General features: G+C 55.5%; 13 protein-coding genes. All 13 read right to left on the bottom strand.

Annotated features, from left to right (window positions below):
* Window positions 1-8 precede the first annotated feature (8 nt).
* Window positions 9-3,272, bottom strand: a complete 3,264-nt coding sequence (locus RQI55_RS12755) for an error-prone DNA polymerase (RefSeq protein WP_311272726.1) — start codon at window positions 3,270-3,272, stop codon at window positions 9-11.
* Window positions 3,269-4,786 carry a DNA polymerase Y family protein gene (locus RQI55_RS12750; RefSeq protein ID WP_311272725.1) on the bottom strand — a complete coding sequence of 506 codons (1,518 nt, stop codon included), beginning with the start codon at window positions 4,784-4,786 and terminating at the stop codon, window positions 3,269-3,271. The genes RQI55_RS12755 and RQI55_RS12750 overlap by 4 nt, the downstream gene beginning before the upstream one ends.
* Window positions 4,701-5,462 carry an ImuA family protein gene (locus RQI55_RS12745; protein ID WP_311272724.1) on the bottom strand — a complete coding sequence of 254 codons (762 nt, stop codon included), beginning with the start codon at window positions 5,460-5,462 and terminating at the stop codon, window positions 4,701-4,703. The genes RQI55_RS12750 and RQI55_RS12745 overlap by 86 nt, the downstream gene beginning before the upstream one ends.
* Window positions 5,463-5,609: 147 nt before the next feature.
* The gene (locus RQI55_RS12740; RefSeq protein WP_311272723.1) at window positions 5,610-6,875 is read right to left on the bottom strand and encodes an O-antigen ligase; all 1,266 of its coding nucleotides are present in this window, start codon (window positions 6,873-6,875) and stop codon (window positions 5,610-5,612) included.
* A 7-nt stretch (window positions 6,876-6,882) separates the two neighbouring features.
* Window positions 6,883-8,154: a polysaccharide biosynthesis/export family protein gene (locus RQI55_RS12735; RefSeq protein ID WP_311272722.1), complete on the bottom strand. Its 1,272-nt coding sequence runs from the start codon at window positions 8,152-8,154 to the stop codon at window positions 6,883-6,885.
* A 127-nt stretch (window positions 8,155-8,281) separates the two neighbouring features.
* Window positions 8,282-8,962 carry a sugar transferase gene (locus RQI55_RS12730; RefSeq protein ID WP_311272721.1) on the bottom strand — a complete coding sequence of 227 codons (681 nt, stop codon included), beginning with the start codon at window positions 8,960-8,962 and terminating at the stop codon, window positions 8,282-8,284.
* A 699-nt stretch (window positions 8,963-9,661) separates the two neighbouring features.
* Window positions 9,662-10,222, bottom strand: coding sequence for a type 1 glutamine amidotransferase domain-containing protein (locus tag RQI55_RS12725; protein WP_042616556.1), 561 nt, complete (start codon window positions 10,220-10,222; stop codon window positions 9,662-9,664).
* Window positions 10,223-10,259: 37 nt separating this feature from the next.
* Window positions 10,260-10,481, bottom strand: a complete 222-nt coding sequence (locus tag RQI55_RS12720) for a hypothetical protein (protein ID WP_042616557.1) — start codon at window positions 10,479-10,481, stop codon at window positions 10,260-10,262.
* Window positions 10,482-10,690: 209 nt separating this feature from the next.
* Entirely contained in the window at window positions 10,691-11,743 is a 1,053-nt protein-coding gene (locus RQI55_RS12715; protein WP_311272720.1) for a 3-carboxy-cis,cis-muconate cycloisomerase, read from the bottom strand.
* A 7-nt stretch (window positions 11,744-11,750) separates the two neighbouring features.
* Window positions 11,751-12,371 (bottom strand): protocatechuate 3,4-dioxygenase subunit alpha, encoded by a 621-nt coding sequence (gene pcaG / locus RQI55_RS12710; protein WP_311272719.1) that lies wholly within the window; start codon window positions 12,369-12,371, stop codon window positions 11,751-11,753.
* A 1-nt stretch (window position 12,372) separates the two neighbouring features.
* The gene (pcaH, locus tag RQI55_RS12705; protein ID WP_042616560.1) at window positions 12,373-13,113 is read right to left on the bottom strand and encodes a protocatechuate 3,4-dioxygenase subunit beta; all 741 of its coding nucleotides are present in this window, start codon (window positions 13,111-13,113) and stop codon (window positions 12,373-12,375) included.
* Entirely contained in the window at window positions 13,110-13,526 is a 417-nt protein-coding gene (gene pcaC, locus RQI55_RS12700; protein ID WP_042616561.1) for a 4-carboxymuconolactone decarboxylase, read from the bottom strand. The genes pcaH and pcaC overlap by 4 nt, the downstream gene beginning before the upstream one ends.
* Window positions 13,527-13,528: 2 nt before the next feature.
* Complete coding sequence (pcaD, locus tag RQI55_RS12695; protein WP_311272718.1) at window positions 13,529-14,326, bottom strand: 3-oxoadipate enol-lactonase; 798 nt, start codon at window positions 14,324-14,326, stop codon at window positions 13,529-13,531.
* Window positions 14,327-14,375: the final 49 nt, after the last annotated feature.

The raw sequence follows: 14,375 nt of genomic DNA, 5'->3' as shown, positions 1-14,375 counted from the left end.
TTTCACCATCAGTGAAAGTTACGGCCCTTGACTGTGATATGCGCTTCGCTCTCTTCCGCCATGTCGGATCGCTTTGGCAGGCCCCGGCGGTCTGTTGACGGAATGCCGTGGTGAAACTCATCGCCTCTGCCATGCGGCAGCGGAAACGGCCCTTCCCTTTCGCCAACACTTCTCAGTTCGTTTGAAAGATCGGTAATGCGGTGGGCGACGAGATGAACTACCTCGCCTTCACGCTGGATTTTACCGTAGATACCCACCATTCCGGCTGACAGGATAACGGGACGAAATTTCTCGAAAATCTTGACCCAGACAACTGCGTTGGCAATGCCGGTTTCATCTTCCAGGGTCATGAATATGACGCCCTTGGCGGAGCCCGGTCTTTGGCGGATCAGCACGAGCCCTGCGATTTCCACCCATCGCCCATCCTTCGTTGCGCCCGCTTCAGCACAGGTGGAAATACGCCTTCGGGCCAGATCTTCGCGCAGAAAAGCCATGGGGTGTTGGCGAAGAGTGAGACCTATATGACCGTAATCCTGAACCACTTCGGCACCTGTTGTCATGGGCAGCAAGTGCACCTCCGGTTCGCTCTGTTCTGCAATGACGCTTTTCTGGCTCGCGGCAGCGGCAACGAACAAAGGCAGCGGCTCATCCCGCAACGCCTTGATGGCCCATAATGCTTCCCGGCGAGAAAGCCCCAGTGATGGGAGGAAGGCATCCGCCTCCGCAAGACAGACAAGCGCATCAACCGAAACACCAGCCCTTCGCCATAGATCATCAATCGAGACGAAAGGCCGATCCTCTCGGCAAGCAATGATGCGGCTTGCATGCTTGTTGGACAGGCCTTTGACGAGGCACATTCCCAGCCGAACGGCATTGCGCTCCCGCGCGACCGGCTCTTCCAGCGCACAATCCCAGCGGCTGGTGTTGATGCAGACCGGGCGCACGACAACACCATGATTGCGGGCATCGCGAACCAGTTGGGCAGGCGCGTAGAAGCCCATGGGCTGGGAGTTTAAAAGAGCTACGCAGAAAATATCCGGGTGATGGCATTTCACCCAGGCGGATGCGTAGGCAATCAGCGCGAAAGAGGCTGCGTGGCTTTCCGGGAAGCCGTAGCTGCCGAAGCCCTTGATCTGCTCGAAAAGCCGCTTGGCGAACTCTTCCGGGAAGCCATTGCCGATGAGGCCCTCGACCAACTGCTTTTCGAAGTTGGAAATTGTGCCGACATTCTTGAATGTCGCCATTGCCCTGCGCAACTGGTCGGCCTGATTGGGTGTGAAACCGGCGCAATCAATGGCGAGACGCATCGCGTGCTCCTGAAAGAGCGGAACACCCAGCGTCTTGTGCAAGACCTGCTTGAGCTTGGGGTGCTCGTACACAATCTCCTTGCCCTGCGCTTTCTCCTGCCGCCGCTTCAGATAGGGATGCACCATATTGCCCTGAATGGGACCGGGCCGGACAATGGCAACCTGAATGACGAGATCGTAAAGCACCTGCGGTCGCAAACGCGGCAGCATGGACATCTGCGCCCGGCTTTCAATCTGGAACGTACCGATCGTATCAGCCTTGCAGATCATGGCATAGGTATCAGGATCATTCTGCGGGACAGTGACGAGCTCATACCGCTGACCCTTCCGCTCCTCCAGCATATCGAAAGCCCGTCGCATGCAGGACAGCATGCCCAGCGCAAGACAATCCATTTTCATGAAATCGACGACTTCGATGTCGTCCTTGTCCCATTCGATGATGCGGCGATCAGCCATGGCTGCGGGAAATATGGGCACGAGTTCGTCCAGCCGGTCATGCGTCAGCACAAAGCCACCCGGATGCTGGCTGTGATGGCGCGGCGTGCCGATCAATTGCCTTGCCAGATCGAAGGCAAGCTTTACGCGGCGATCATTGAGGTTGATGTTGAGATCCTTGGCTTCTCCTTCGCCCACCCCTTCTGTCCACCACCAGATTTGCGAGGACATGAGCTTGGTCAGATCTTCAGGCAGGCCTAAAACCTTGCCAACATCGCGGATGGCGCCCTTGCCGCGGTAACGACTGATAACGGAACACAACGCCGCCTTGTCATGCCCGTAATGACTGTAGATCCACTGGATAATCTCCTCGCGCCTTTGATGCTCGAAATCCACATCAATATCAGGCGGTTCATCGCGATCTTCAGAAACGAACCGCTCGAACAGAAGGTCGCTTTCCTTGGGATCGATGGCCGTGATACCGAGAACAAAACAAACGGCCGAATTGGCAGCGGAACCACGCCCCTGACAAAGGATCTTCATCTTCCGCGCCTGACGGACAATGGAATTGACGGTGAGAAAATAAGGCGCGTATTTTTTCTTGGCGATGACGGCCAATTCGTGCCTGAGCGTCTTTTCCACCTTCGCAGGCAAGCCGTCTGGATAGCGGTTTGGAACTGCGCCCCAAACCGCTTTCTCAAGGGCTTGCTGGGCACTCAATCCCGGCTCATTGCTCTCTTCGGGATATTGATATTGCAATTCCTTGAGCGAAAATCGGCAGCGGCGCATGATATCCAGCGTACGTTTCAAGGCTCCCGGATAGGCAGAAAATAAGCGGTGCATTTCCTGTGGCGGCTTCAGATAGCGGTCGGCATGCCGTTCCCGCCTGAAACCGGCATCATCAATGGTGCAATTGTGGCGAATGCAGGTGACGACATCCTGCAACATGCGCCGCTCCGGCTCATGAAACAGCACATCATTGGTCACCACAGTCGCAACACCAACCTGTTCCGCCATCCGCGAGAGATCATGCAGCCGCACATGATCGTTCGGTCTGCGGCGCAGGCTCATCGCCACATAGGCACGATCTGCGAAATCCGCCTTGAGACGCCTCAGCCTTATGGACAAGGCTTCATCCACGCCATCGGGCAACAGGATCACCAGCAACCCATCACCAAAGGCCACCAGATCACTCCATTGCAGATCACATTTTCCCTTGGGTGCATGTCGTTTTCCGTGGGTCAGCAGACGACACAACCGACCATAGGCGGCACGGTCTGTTGGATAGACGAGCACGGAAACATCATCGGCAAGATCAAGCCTACACCCGATAACAAGCCGGATGCCGGTCTTTTCAGCCGCCTGGAATGCACGCGGTATGCCCGTCAGTGTGTTGCGATCCACAATACCAAGCGCTTCAATGCCGAGCGCCTTGGCCTGCGCAAACAAATCCTCGCAGGAACTGACCCCACGCAGGAAAGAAAAATGGGTCGTGACCTGAAGCTCGGCATAGCGGGGCTCGATACTCATCCGAACATCCCGTGCAGAAACCAGCCTTGCGACCCCGTATTGGCATGTTCACCATCGCCAGAGCGGAAAATCCAGAACCGCTCCCCGTTCTCATCCTCCACAATGAAATAGTCACGAACGGCCGCCTGCTCACGCTCGCGTTTCCACCATTCGCCAAAGACGCGCTCCGGCCCATCGGCGCGCTTTACCAGACGCCGAACGCCGCGCCATGTGAAGCTTTTGGGCGGATGATCCGGCAGCAGAGCCATCGTCTGGATGGGCTCGGGACGACCGAGGAGGCGCACAGGGCGCGGCCATTGATCGGGCCAGCCGAGCATATCGTCAGCCGATTGCGCAGCAACCATCTGAACGGAGCGCTCCGGCACATCGCTGGCGACAGCTGCATAGCGGTAGACCTTGTGGCCACGGTTGATGATGACATCAACGGTTTCACCAATATCGCCTCTGACATCCTCCAGAAGCGTGGAGCGCGTTTGCCCGACGACCAGAGGCTCCGCATGGGTCGCAGTCAGGATCATTTTCTCGATGCCGAAGCCCGGATTGATCGTATCGATCCTGTCCGTCAACAGGCGAGACAGTTGCTTGATATCGCGCACGGGTCTGGATGTGCCGGCCCGGATAGCCTGCACGCCACTATCAACACGGTGAAAGACGAGATCAACACGCCGTGCACCAAGGCCACGCTTTTCGAGTTCAAGACAGAGCTGCCGGACAAGCTTATCGGCGTAGCGTGCAATGGTTTCGGCAGCGCCGATGGGTTCGGCAAAGAAACGCTGCGTCTCCACAAGCTCCGGCACGCGGATCGGCTCGATCGGCTCGGACAAAAGCCCATAGGCCTGATCCAGCCTGCGACCAACCTGTGGCCCGAAACGCAGTGTCACCGGCGCTCGCGCCGTTGCCATCAACTCTCCGATACGTCGAAAGCCGAGAACTTTCAGATCTGCCACGGTTCTTGGCTCAAGCCGAAGGGCTGCCAATGGCAAGTTTTCCAGCGCGGCTGAGGCACCCGCTTGCGCAACGATGGTGGCCTCGTCTTTTCCGAAACGGGCAAGTGCATGTGCCACCCCCCAGCTATCGGCAATAGCCGCACGCGCCTTGAAGCCAAGCCCGTGCAGACGGTTGATCATGCCCGTTATCATCATCAGTTCATTGCCATGCAGATGATCGGCACCCGTTGTATCCAGCACCAGCCCGTCTGGCGGGTCGGGTGCTACGATGGGCGCATAAACGCGCAGAAACCAGAATGCGAGATCGCGAAGCGCCCTAAGATCATCGCCCGCTTGTAGATCTTCAACGATCAGCCCGGGCAAAATGGCTTGAGCCTTGCTGACGGGCATGCCGAGCCGCAGGCCCACAGCCATTGCGGCAGCATCCTGCGCTGCGATGACACGGCGGCTGCCTTGGCGTGCAATCATGACGACCGGTTGGTCAACCGGTGGCGCTTTGTTGCCAAGCGCCTTGCGATAGCGATCCGTCGACCATGTTGGCAGGTAGAGCGAGACGACCCTTTGCATCACAGGCTTCCACTTCAAATGTTGCACATTCGCCGCCACGGCACCGCAAAAGCTCCAGAAACCAGCGCGCCCGCCCAACCCCCTGCACAGGCAGCGGCGTAGAAGGACGCACGGAAATTCTCCATCGCGTCACGGCGGCCGTCGGCTGACCGAATTCGGCAGCACCGGACAAATGACGCCAACGGCGAATGGCAAGACCGACGACACCGGAACTTTCTGCCACCAGTTGCAGCCGACGGGACATATTCATCGGCAGTCTCGATACCTCACCGATAACAGCACCAAAACCGTTGCAGCGCAGACCTTCCTCAAAACAATCCAGCACACCTTTTTCATCACGGCACTCCACTATGATCAGACGGTTTTGCGAGAGACCGGCCTGCGTCAATGCGGGCATGAAAAGATCAGGCCGGGTTACGCACCAGAGAATTTTACCCGTCACACGCGCCGCAATTCCTGCCGAAAACAAAGCGGATGCCGCCCCATCAACAGCACCATTGCCGCCTCCGCTCACCTCGTGCAGACTTCCCATTTTCAAGCCTCCACCGGGCAGATGGTTGTCTATGGAAGGAATTCCGAATGGCAGATTATCATGCTGGCGCGTCGGGCCTTGCGTGATCCGCTCAAGCCTTTCCCGCAATTCTTCCACAACAAGTTGTTCGGCGCGTTTATGCATGACTGAGAACTCTTCAAAAGCATTTCACGCTAAAAGATTACTTGTTCACTTTTTGTTCCTTTTCCAAAAAAGAGTCAAGAAGAGTCTCATATGGCTTGTGGACAAGATGAAGAATGTATTGGGAGCTACCGCTTCAGGCCTGCCGCATCACGAAATCGGCCGCATGACCACACGGGACAAGACCGTGCTGCTAATGTCTAAGCGCTTCGGCAATGTCAGCTTGCCTGCGGCATAGTAAAGCAGGAATGAACCGATCTGGTAGGCGAAGATGATGTCGATTTCCACGAAGGAGCGCACGACGAAAAGCGCGCAAAGCGCAAACAGGATCAGCCCTTGTTGGTCTTGTCTTTTTATCAGAATGGAACGTAGATGCCCGATCAGGGTGCCGTAGAGGACGATGACAAGCAGCAACAGGCCTACAAAACCATTTTCCACGGTCGTTTCGATATAGGTATTGTGAAAATGGAAGCCACTTCGCGTGGTGATGAAGAAGTCGTTCCATAGGCGCTCGGCATCAAAAAAGCCCATGACCCAGAAACCTTGATAGCCCACACCCAGTATGGGTGACGCCTTGGCCGCTTCTATGCCTTGCTGCCAGAGGTAAGTCCGCCCTGTCAGCGTCGAATCCTTGCCGAAAATTCCAAGGATTGCATCGAGCAGACCGAATTGAAGGGCTGCCACGACAAACAGGCCTCCCACACCCACAAGCGCAAGGAAAATCATCTTTCGGTTGGCTGGTGACAGCATTCCCATCGGCAGGAAACCAATGACCAGGGCAACCACAGCGGCGGTGGTGATAACAGACGTTGCCGATTGCGACGCAAGCAAACAGTAGGCTGATATCAGTCCTGCGAAACCGGCAATGCCAAGCCAGAGAATGTCGCGCTGCCGCAACACAAGCACAGAGCATGCGGCAAAGATGACACCCAGCGATGCGTAAAAGCCCAACTGGTTCTTGGAGGAGAAAGCCCCCACAAAGCTGAACGTGCCATCCAGAGCATCAAACAGGTAGATACCGAACAGCAGAGAATAAAGAAGCACGACGATGATGCCGATCAAGGCACCTCGTGTGAGCGTCGTTATGGATATCACGCGCATGGCGATGAGTGCGCAGATGATATGCGTCATGTATTGGATTGATGCACGCAGCGTGACCGACATGGCGTCCGACCAGAAACTGGAAAGAATCGCCAGAACGCCAAAGCCGAAAATCCACCAGTAGCGGGTATAGTTGCCCAGCACACGGCGATAATCAACGACGATCAATGGTAGCCATACGCCGTAATAGGCGAGCACGGACACCATTCCGAATTTTGAGGAATAGGCGAAGACGAAGAACGACAGCGCGATAGCCGCCGTTCCGTAAAGGCCATTTTTATCCGGGTCGATCAGGGCCGATTTGGCAATCCGCATGCGGGCCTCACTGCATCAGAACGTCTGATGAGACCTTTATCACATCGCCAGGCTGAACCGTTGTCGTTTCGTCAGCCTTGATTTCCTTGGACTGACCGTCTTCCTCACGAACAATGATGTAGGTGATGGATGCGGATTTGCCCGATGGGTCGAAGCGAATGGCTTCAGCTGACTGCGCCAATGCCTCGGACATCAACTCACGGCTTGTGCCCAGCTGAAGGTTGAGTTTCTGCAATTCAGCCTCGGTATCCTGCAGTTCCTTGGAACGTTGTGCGACCCAGTCGTTGCGCAGGTTGATCTCGTCCTGCATGGCCTTGTTGATATCCTGCTTGGCGCGCAGCGTGGATGTGTCGATATCGAGAAGTGTCGACTCCACGTCAGCGGAGCGTTCTTCCGCCGAAATCCGCCGCTGAGCAAGGGCAAGCCCCTGCTCGTTAAGGCGATTTACTTTTTCGCGGTCTTCATTGGCCAGCTGAAGTTGGCGATTCTGGGTCTCGGCCTTCTTTTGCAGTGACTCCACCTCTGTTTCCAGAAGCTGCCTGAGATCGGTCAAAGCCTTCAGCTGAAGCGTGTAGCGCTCGCTTCGCGACTTCATGAGCGCGTTTTCACTCTCAAGCAGAGCGTCAATATTCAGGATTTTTTCAAGCGCGGGCGTCTTGGCTATTTCCGTATCGCCCCGAACCTCTGCCTGAAGCCGCGCCTGCCTTGCCAGAAGGCGACCGCGCTGGTCATCATAGACAGCGGCATCACCGCGAGCGTTGATGAAATCGCGAGCGAAACGCTGTCCCGCTTCGGAGCGGCGCAAACCACCCGAAAGGCTGACAGCCTTCAAAACGGTCAAATTGGGTGCATATGGATATTCGCCGGGCGTCTCAATGTCACCGGTCATGAAGACCGGGCGGAACTGGGCAATTTCCACCGATGCGGAAGGCAGATTGCGAAGCGCGAACTTGGCTTGCAACTGTGCACCGATCTGCTCACCAACCTCATCGATGGTCTTTCCTGCTACATCAAGCCGACCGATGAAAGGCAGGGAGAGAGACCCGGAAGCACCAACGGAATAATCACCGTTTATGACATCCCAATTTCGGATGGTGCCATCGGCAGGCTGCCACTCCGCAACACGGATGCGCAGCTTATCGGCAGTGCCGAGCCGGTACTGATTGTCCTGTGCGAGGGCGTGGAGGGGGCTTGAGGCGAGCAAAGTTCCAGCCACAAGAAGCGTGGCAACCTTGCGCAACGCACCATTAAGGCAAAATTCGGCGGCAGTGCCAACCATACTATACTCCATTGAAACGACCGCTGAGAGCGACCGGGTCACGACCAGCGTTGAAGCTGGTCGTAAATGCCACCGTTAGATGGCCGCAATATTATCGTGCTGCAAAACGCAAGAATACGAAATTGGTTCAATAGCTACCGCGTGACATGCACACGGCGGGAATTGTTTTAAAGATAATCGAAACATCCTGCATCATCGACCAAGTGCGTACGTATTGCGTATCGAAATCGACGCGCTCTTTGTAGGAAACATCGTTGCGACCACTGATCTGCCACAGACCTGTCAAACCTGGACGGGTGCTGAGATAATAGGAAGCAGCACCTTCGTAATAGTTGAGCTCTTCATCGACCACAGGACGTGGACCAACGACACTCATCTCGCCTTTGATGATGTTGATGAGCTGCGGAAGCTCATCAAGGCTCAGCTTGCGCAGAACATTGCCGATTGCGGTGACACGCGGATCGTTCTTCAACTTACGCGTTGCCTTCCATTCCTCTGCGGCTTCCGGATTGGCGGCGAGGTACTGTCGCAGAACCTCATCGCCGTTCGTCACCATGGTGCGGAATTTCAGGCAATGGAACATGCGTCCATTATGTCCAACGCGGCGGTGGCCATAAAAGGCAGGGCCGCGGTCAGTAAATTTCACCATAGCCATGATCATGAGGAAGATCGGGCTGAGGATGAGGATTGCTAGCAGGGCTGACGAAACGTCAAAGCTGCGTTTAGCGATTCCTCCGATCGGAAAGCTCAGATCAAACTCATCTGAACCACTAAGCGGCGAAACAGCCGATCGAGTCGCGGACTTCATAGAGAGGACTCCATTTATGTTTGCGATTGGTCGGTACCCGTTGGGCGCGTCATTTCAAGTTGGATCATCCAGCAAGGCTGTGACCAGAATTTGGTGCTTTTGAATTTTTTATGGGGCACCCCGCCTTAGTTCCCGGTTGCCGCCTCCCCACAAATACTCACAAAAGATCAGTCTTTAATATTAAAACACGCGATATCAACAAACAGATTGCCATCGGCTTGAACGATCTCCGCAACGGCAAAGTCGACTTATGTATTACTTGCATAGATAGAGTTGATTTATGCTTATAGCTTGCTCAAAACCGGCGAAAATCGGGAGGCAAGCTGGTCCAAAACAACGATTTTCAAGGTGAAAGTGCTATTGTGCAGCGCAATAAAATTGCGGCGACGCACACTCAAAAAGACATGCAATGTTCGAAAATTCGTAAAGAAAAATTCATCTCGTTTGCAAAAACTCGCAAAAGTCGTGAAAAATAGACGCAATCGTGACCCAAAAAAGGCAAAATTGTGGCAAATTCATTTTGCCAAGCTGTCAATTATGTTCGGCGAGTTCTCATATTCTTATTTAATCGATTGAGCGGGTGAATTTTGCGTGATTCCGGTATTTTATGACGCGCCGCTCACCACACGCATGGCGGCCCTCTGAACAAGACAAAAAAAGAGCCGTCATTTTCATGACGGCTCTCGCAGAAAAAAGGGATTAGGCGGCGCGGCGGTCGTGTCGGCCTTCCTCGACCTCCTCAACAATCTTCGCAACAAATGCTGGAAGGTCATCAGGCGACCGCGAGGTGATGATGCCCTTGTCTGTTACGACTTCTGCATCTTTCCAGATGCCACCGGCATTTTTCACGTCCGTCTTGATCGACCCGTAGGATGTCAGTTCAAGACCTTTGACGGCGTCCGCCTCAACCAGCAGCCATGGTGCGTGGCAGATGGCGGCGACAACCTTGCCGGACTTTACGAATTCACGCACAACACGCATCGCCGATTCATCCGTGCGCAACACATCCGGGTTGATCTGGCCGCCGGGGAGTACCAGCGCGTCAAAGTCATCGACCCGCACGTCTTTCGCCAAAAGATCAACCTTAATGGCGTCACCCCAGTCTTTCTCATCCCAGCTCTTGATTTCGCCGTTCTCGATGGACGCGATCTTTACGTCCGCGCCTTTACGCTTCAGTTCTTCGTAGGGAACGCGAAGTTCAGAGCGTTCATAACCGTCTGTTGCGAGAATCACAATTTTAGCAGCGTTGATAGCTGTCATGGTTGTCTCCTTAAAATGTGTTGATAGAGGCTAGGCCTCAGTTTTCCTCGTCGGAATTGACCGACGGCAGGAAGAACTCGACATCGTCGCGGCGCGACTTTTCGAGCACTTCGATCTTTTCCTGCCAGAAGCGCTCTGCCTCTTCAGGTTCTCCGTCATATTGACGGACGAAGGTTTTATTATCGTCTATCATCACCTGACGGGTTCCGCCGAGGAGCATGTATTCTTCCGCAAGCTTTCGCGTTTCGGTCTTTTCCATAACGTCCCCACTGGCTGGAGTTTCAGGTGTGGAGAGCACCGGATGGGATAGAAGCTCGTCTGCCATTTCGTCGGCCACCAGAAGAAAACGGAAAAATCCTGGTGTTCTTCGCTACCATCATGTCCGTTTGACACGGTGTCTCTCCTGCCAAGTGAACGTCACCCTGGAGGAATAGTTCCTTAAATTTCATTTGGAAAAATATGGAACGCTCAAGCGCCGAGAACCTGAACCTGACCCAGAAGCCTATCGGCTATTTGCAACGCGGTGCCGGTGGCAACAACCATTTGAGGAAGCAACAGCCATTCCAGCATCCATGCGCTACCTGACCGTTCCTGCTCATGCACCATGGATTGATGCAGCGCCGATATCTGGACAGCGTTGAAACGGGCAAGCGTGACAAGTGTTTCAGCGAGAACGGGGTTTTGCTTGTGCGGCATGGCCGACGACCCCCCGCCGCCCGACAGGCGGATTTCTTGTCCCGACTGGGCAAGAAGCGCGACATCCTGGCCAATTTTGCCAAGCGAGCCCGTTATGAGTGACAGTATATTGCCAAATTCCACAATGCCATCGCGTTGACTATGCCACTGTGGCGTATCGGCCAGCTCAAGCCGCCGCGCCAGTTCGGCACGGACCTCAGCACCTTTGGCACCAAATTTTTCCAGCGAACCCGCAGCGCCGCCAAATTGCAGGCAGAAGCCGGTTTGGCCGAAACTGGCAAGCCGTCCATGGTGGCGAATGAGTGGATGCCGCCAGCTCGCCAGCCGATCCTCAACAGTAATCGGAATGGCCGCCTGCATGCGTGTGTGCCCCATCAGGGCCTTTGAGCCATCGCGTGCGCCAACATTTTCCAGCCCTGCAATGCAGCCAGAGAGCCGGCGCTGAAGGATCTCTGCGGCAACCTTGAGCCGAAGCATCAGACTTGTATCGATCACGTCCTGGCTGGTGGCACCAAAATGCACGCTGGCAGTTGCGTCTGCTCCAACCGCCGCCCGCAATTGCCGAACCAGTTCAGGAATGACAACGCCGTCCTTTGAGACCCCGTCCCGCAATGCGCCGTAATCAATCGAGACAGTTGCGATGGCGCCAACAATGCGTGCCGCATGTGGCTCTGGAATAAACCCGACCGCCGCTTCCGCCTCAGCCAACGCCATTTCAAACCGAAGCATTGCCTGCACATCCGCCTCCGCGCCAAAGAGCGCGGAGATTTCAGCATCACCAAAAAGGCCACCCAGAAACGGATGTTCGAAGGGGGACAGGCTCATTTTCACCTCAGATGTCGAAGAAGACCGTTTCGCGTTCACCCTGAAGATGGATGTCGAACCGGTATACGTTCCCCTCCTCTTTCCTGGCAATTAATGTTGCAAGGCGCGACTTATGTTCAACGCGGGCAAGAACAGGATCTGCAGCATTCGCATCCACCTCTTCAGGGAAGTACATGCGCGTGTGCAGTCCGATATTGATACCACGTGCAACGATCCAGAATGTGATATGCGGTGCCATGGGGCGACCATCGTTAAAAGGCACCTTGCCAGGCTTGATGGTTTCAAACGTAAACTCACCCGTGTCCATATCTCCGGGCGAACGACCCCAGCCTGTAAAATTCGGGTCTGCCGTGCCGCGTGTTTCGCTTGGACTGTTGTAAAGCCCCGCGGCATCGGCCTGCCACATCTCGATCAGGGCATCTTTGAGCGCATTGCCGCCGCCATCATAGACGGTGCCACGGATGGTGATGCGCTCCCCTTTGGCACGGTCGTTATAAAGCGCGCCGGAGCCGAGATCTTTTGGGAAAACCCCCTCGATGCCCACGAAATTGGGCGTGCAACCGATATGGACGTAAGGCCCGGCGGTCTGCGAGGCGCTTTCCTTAAAGTAATGAAGCGGCTGAACCATCTCAATTGCCTTCCATGCGGTTTTCAAACAGGGTGGAGCGACGCCCGCGCAGCACGATATCGAACTTGTAGGCACGCATATCCATGGGGATTGCAGATGACATGTCGAGTGCCGCAACAAGGCCTTCGATAGCGGCCTTGTCTGGAATCGTTTTCACGATTGGACATTGCCAGATCATCGGGTCGCCTTCGAAATACATTTGCGTGATGAGGCGCTGCGAAAAGCCGTGACCGAAAACCGAGAAGTGAATATGCGCCGGACGCCAGTCATTGACGCCGTTCGGCCAGGGATAGGCTCCAGGCTGAATTGTCTTGAACCAGTAATAACCATCCGCATCGGTGATGGTACGACCAACACCGCCGAAATTGGGATCGACTGCGGCGAGATATGACTCTTTCTTATGGCGATACCGACCGCCGGCATTGGCCTGCCAGAACTCCACCAATGCGCCTTCGACGCCCTTGCCACGCTCATCGATCACCCGACCATGCACCAGAATGCGCGGCCCGATGGGCATTTCGCCCGGACGCGCATAGTTGAGAATGAGGTCATTATCCAGCGGATTGAGCATACCATGCCCGAAGACGGGACCGGTGATCTCGCTCTTGGTACCTTCCAGTGAAATCAGTGCACGCTGAGGCGAGCGCAGAACGGATGTCTTGTAACCCGGCGCAAATGCGGGCGGATGAATGCTGCGATCTCTGGCGAAAAAGGGGCCGGTTTCCGGTGGCTTGTTGGTCATTTCGTCTCCTCCTCACGTACGGACGCGGCCTGCATTTCGGCAAGGGCGCCCTTGGCAATTTTAAACGCATGATTGGCTGCGGGCACGCCTGCGTAAATCGCGACATGCATCAAGGCCTCGCGAATATCCTCCTGCGTCGCACCTGTGTTGGCAGTGGCGCGCACATGCATGGCGACCTCTTCATCATGCCCAAGCGCTGCCAGCAAGGCGATGGTCACCATGGAACGCTCACGTTTCGTCCAATGGGTACCGGACCAGACATTGCCCCAGGCAGATTCCGTTATCAGCCGCTGAAAAGGCTCATCAAACGGCGTCGCGGCCTTCTGCGCTCGGTCGACATGGGCATCACCCAACACGCTGCGGCGCGTCTTCATTCCATCGTCGAACCTGTTTGTCTTATCCGCGTCTGCCATGGTCAAACCTCCGGCAAGGATTTAAAGAAAGCATCGACAGCGCTGGAATAGGCCTGCGGCTGCTCGATGCACGGTATATGCCCGCAGTTTTCAATGATGGTGACCTGACTGCCGGGCACCAGCGCGGAAAGCGCACGAACGAGCTCCGGCGGTGTGGAGGCATCCCCGTCCCCCGCCACGCAAAGCGTGGGAACCGCGATGGTTTTTGCCACATCGGTGAAGTCACAATCTCTGATGGCGGCACATGTGGCGGCATAGCCATGCCGGTCCTGCCGCACGAGCATGGTGCGCGCGCCGAGAAACTCGGCATTGTCTTCCCGCCGAAATGCGGGCGTGAACCAACGTTCCATTACGCCATCAGCAAGCGGTGCAATACCATCGCGATGGATGTGCGCGATGCGGTCGTTCCACATGTCGGCACTGCCAATCTTGTGGGCCGTGTTGCTGAGCACAAGGGCGCGGACGAGATCGGGACGCCGCGCATAAAGACCCTGCGCAATCAGGCCACCGACAGAAAGACCCCAGATGATGGCCCTATCGACAGAGAGATGATCCAGCAGTGCGATGACATCATCGACGTGATCATCGATGGAATAGGGCGTGGAGCCAAGATCGGACAGGCCGTGGCCGCGTTTGTCATGGCGGATATAAGCATATTGATCGCCAAGTTTGTCCATAACATCGTGCCAGATCCGAAAATCCGTACCAAGCGAGTTAATGAAGACGATTACCGGCCGGCTCTGGCCCAATCCCTGAGCGCGATAATGAATCGCACCGCTTTCCGACAACAAAAACTGCATGGCTAGGTTCCTCCTGATCGGACATTGCAAGATCCGAACGGTTAAGTAA

Source organism: Rhizobium sp. WCS2018Hpa-16 (assembly GCF_031843705.1).
Lineage (GTDB): Bacteria > Pseudomonadota > Alphaproteobacteria > Rhizobiales > Rhizobiaceae > Agrobacterium > Agrobacterium tumefaciens_C.
Note: the sequence above shows the minus strand (reverse complement) of the source record. Positions and strands in the feature narration are given on the sequence as shown.

What these genes read in the sequence shown, in the direction of transcription:
- RQI55_RS12740 (WP_311272723.1), bottom strand. Translation starts at nt 6,875, where the DNA reads ATGCGGATTGCCAAATCGGCCCTGATCGACCCGGATAAAAATGGCCTT.
- RQI55_RS12745 (WP_311272724.1), bottom strand. Translation starts at nt 5,462, where the DNA reads ATGCATAAACGCGCCGAACAACTTGTTGTGGAAGAATTGCGGGAAAGG.
- pcaG (WP_311272719.1), bottom strand. Translation starts at nt 12,371, where the DNA reads ATGGTTCAGCCGCTTCATTACTTTAAGGAAAGCGCCTCGCAGACCGCC.
- RQI55_RS12715 (WP_311272720.1), bottom strand. Translation starts at nt 11,743, where the DNA reads ATGAGCCTGTCCCCCTTCGAACATCCGTTTCTGGGTGGCCTTTTTGGT.
- pcaH (WP_042616560.1), bottom strand. Translation starts at nt 13,113, where the DNA reads ATGACCAACAAGCCACCGGAAACCGGCCCCTTTTTCGCCAGAGATCGC.
- RQI55_RS12750 (WP_311272725.1), bottom strand. Translation starts at nt 4,786, where the DNA reads ATGCAAAGGGTCGTCTCGCTCTACCTGCCAACATGGTCGACGGATCGC.
- RQI55_RS12725 (WP_042616556.1), bottom strand. Translation starts at nt 10,222, where the DNA reads ATGACAGCTATCAACGCTGCTAAAATTGTGATTCTCGCAACAGACGGT.
- RQI55_RS12735 (WP_311272722.1), bottom strand. Translation starts at nt 8,154, where the DNA reads ATGGTTGGCACTGCCGCCGAATTTTGCCTTAATGGTGCGTTGCGCAAG.
- RQI55_RS12755 (WP_311272726.1), bottom strand. Translation starts at nt 3,272, where the DNA reads ATGAGTATCGAGCCCCGCTATGCCGAGCTTCAGGTCACGACCCATTTT.
- RQI55_RS12720 (WP_042616557.1), bottom strand. Translation starts at nt 10,481, where the DNA reads ATGGAAAAGACCGAAACGCGAAAGCTTGCGGAAGAATACATGCTCCTC.
- RQI55_RS12730 (WP_311272721.1), bottom strand. Translation starts at nt 8,962, where the DNA reads ATGAAGTCCGCGACTCGATCGGCTGTTTCGCCGCTTAGTGGTTCAGAT.
- pcaD (WP_311272718.1), bottom strand. Translation starts at nt 14,326, where the DNA reads ATGCAGTTTTTGTTGTCGGAAAGCGGTGCGATTCATTATCGCGCTCAG.
- pcaC (WP_042616561.1), bottom strand. Translation starts at nt 13,526, where the DNA reads ATGGCAGACGCGGATAAGACAAACAGGTTCGACGATGGAATGAAGACG.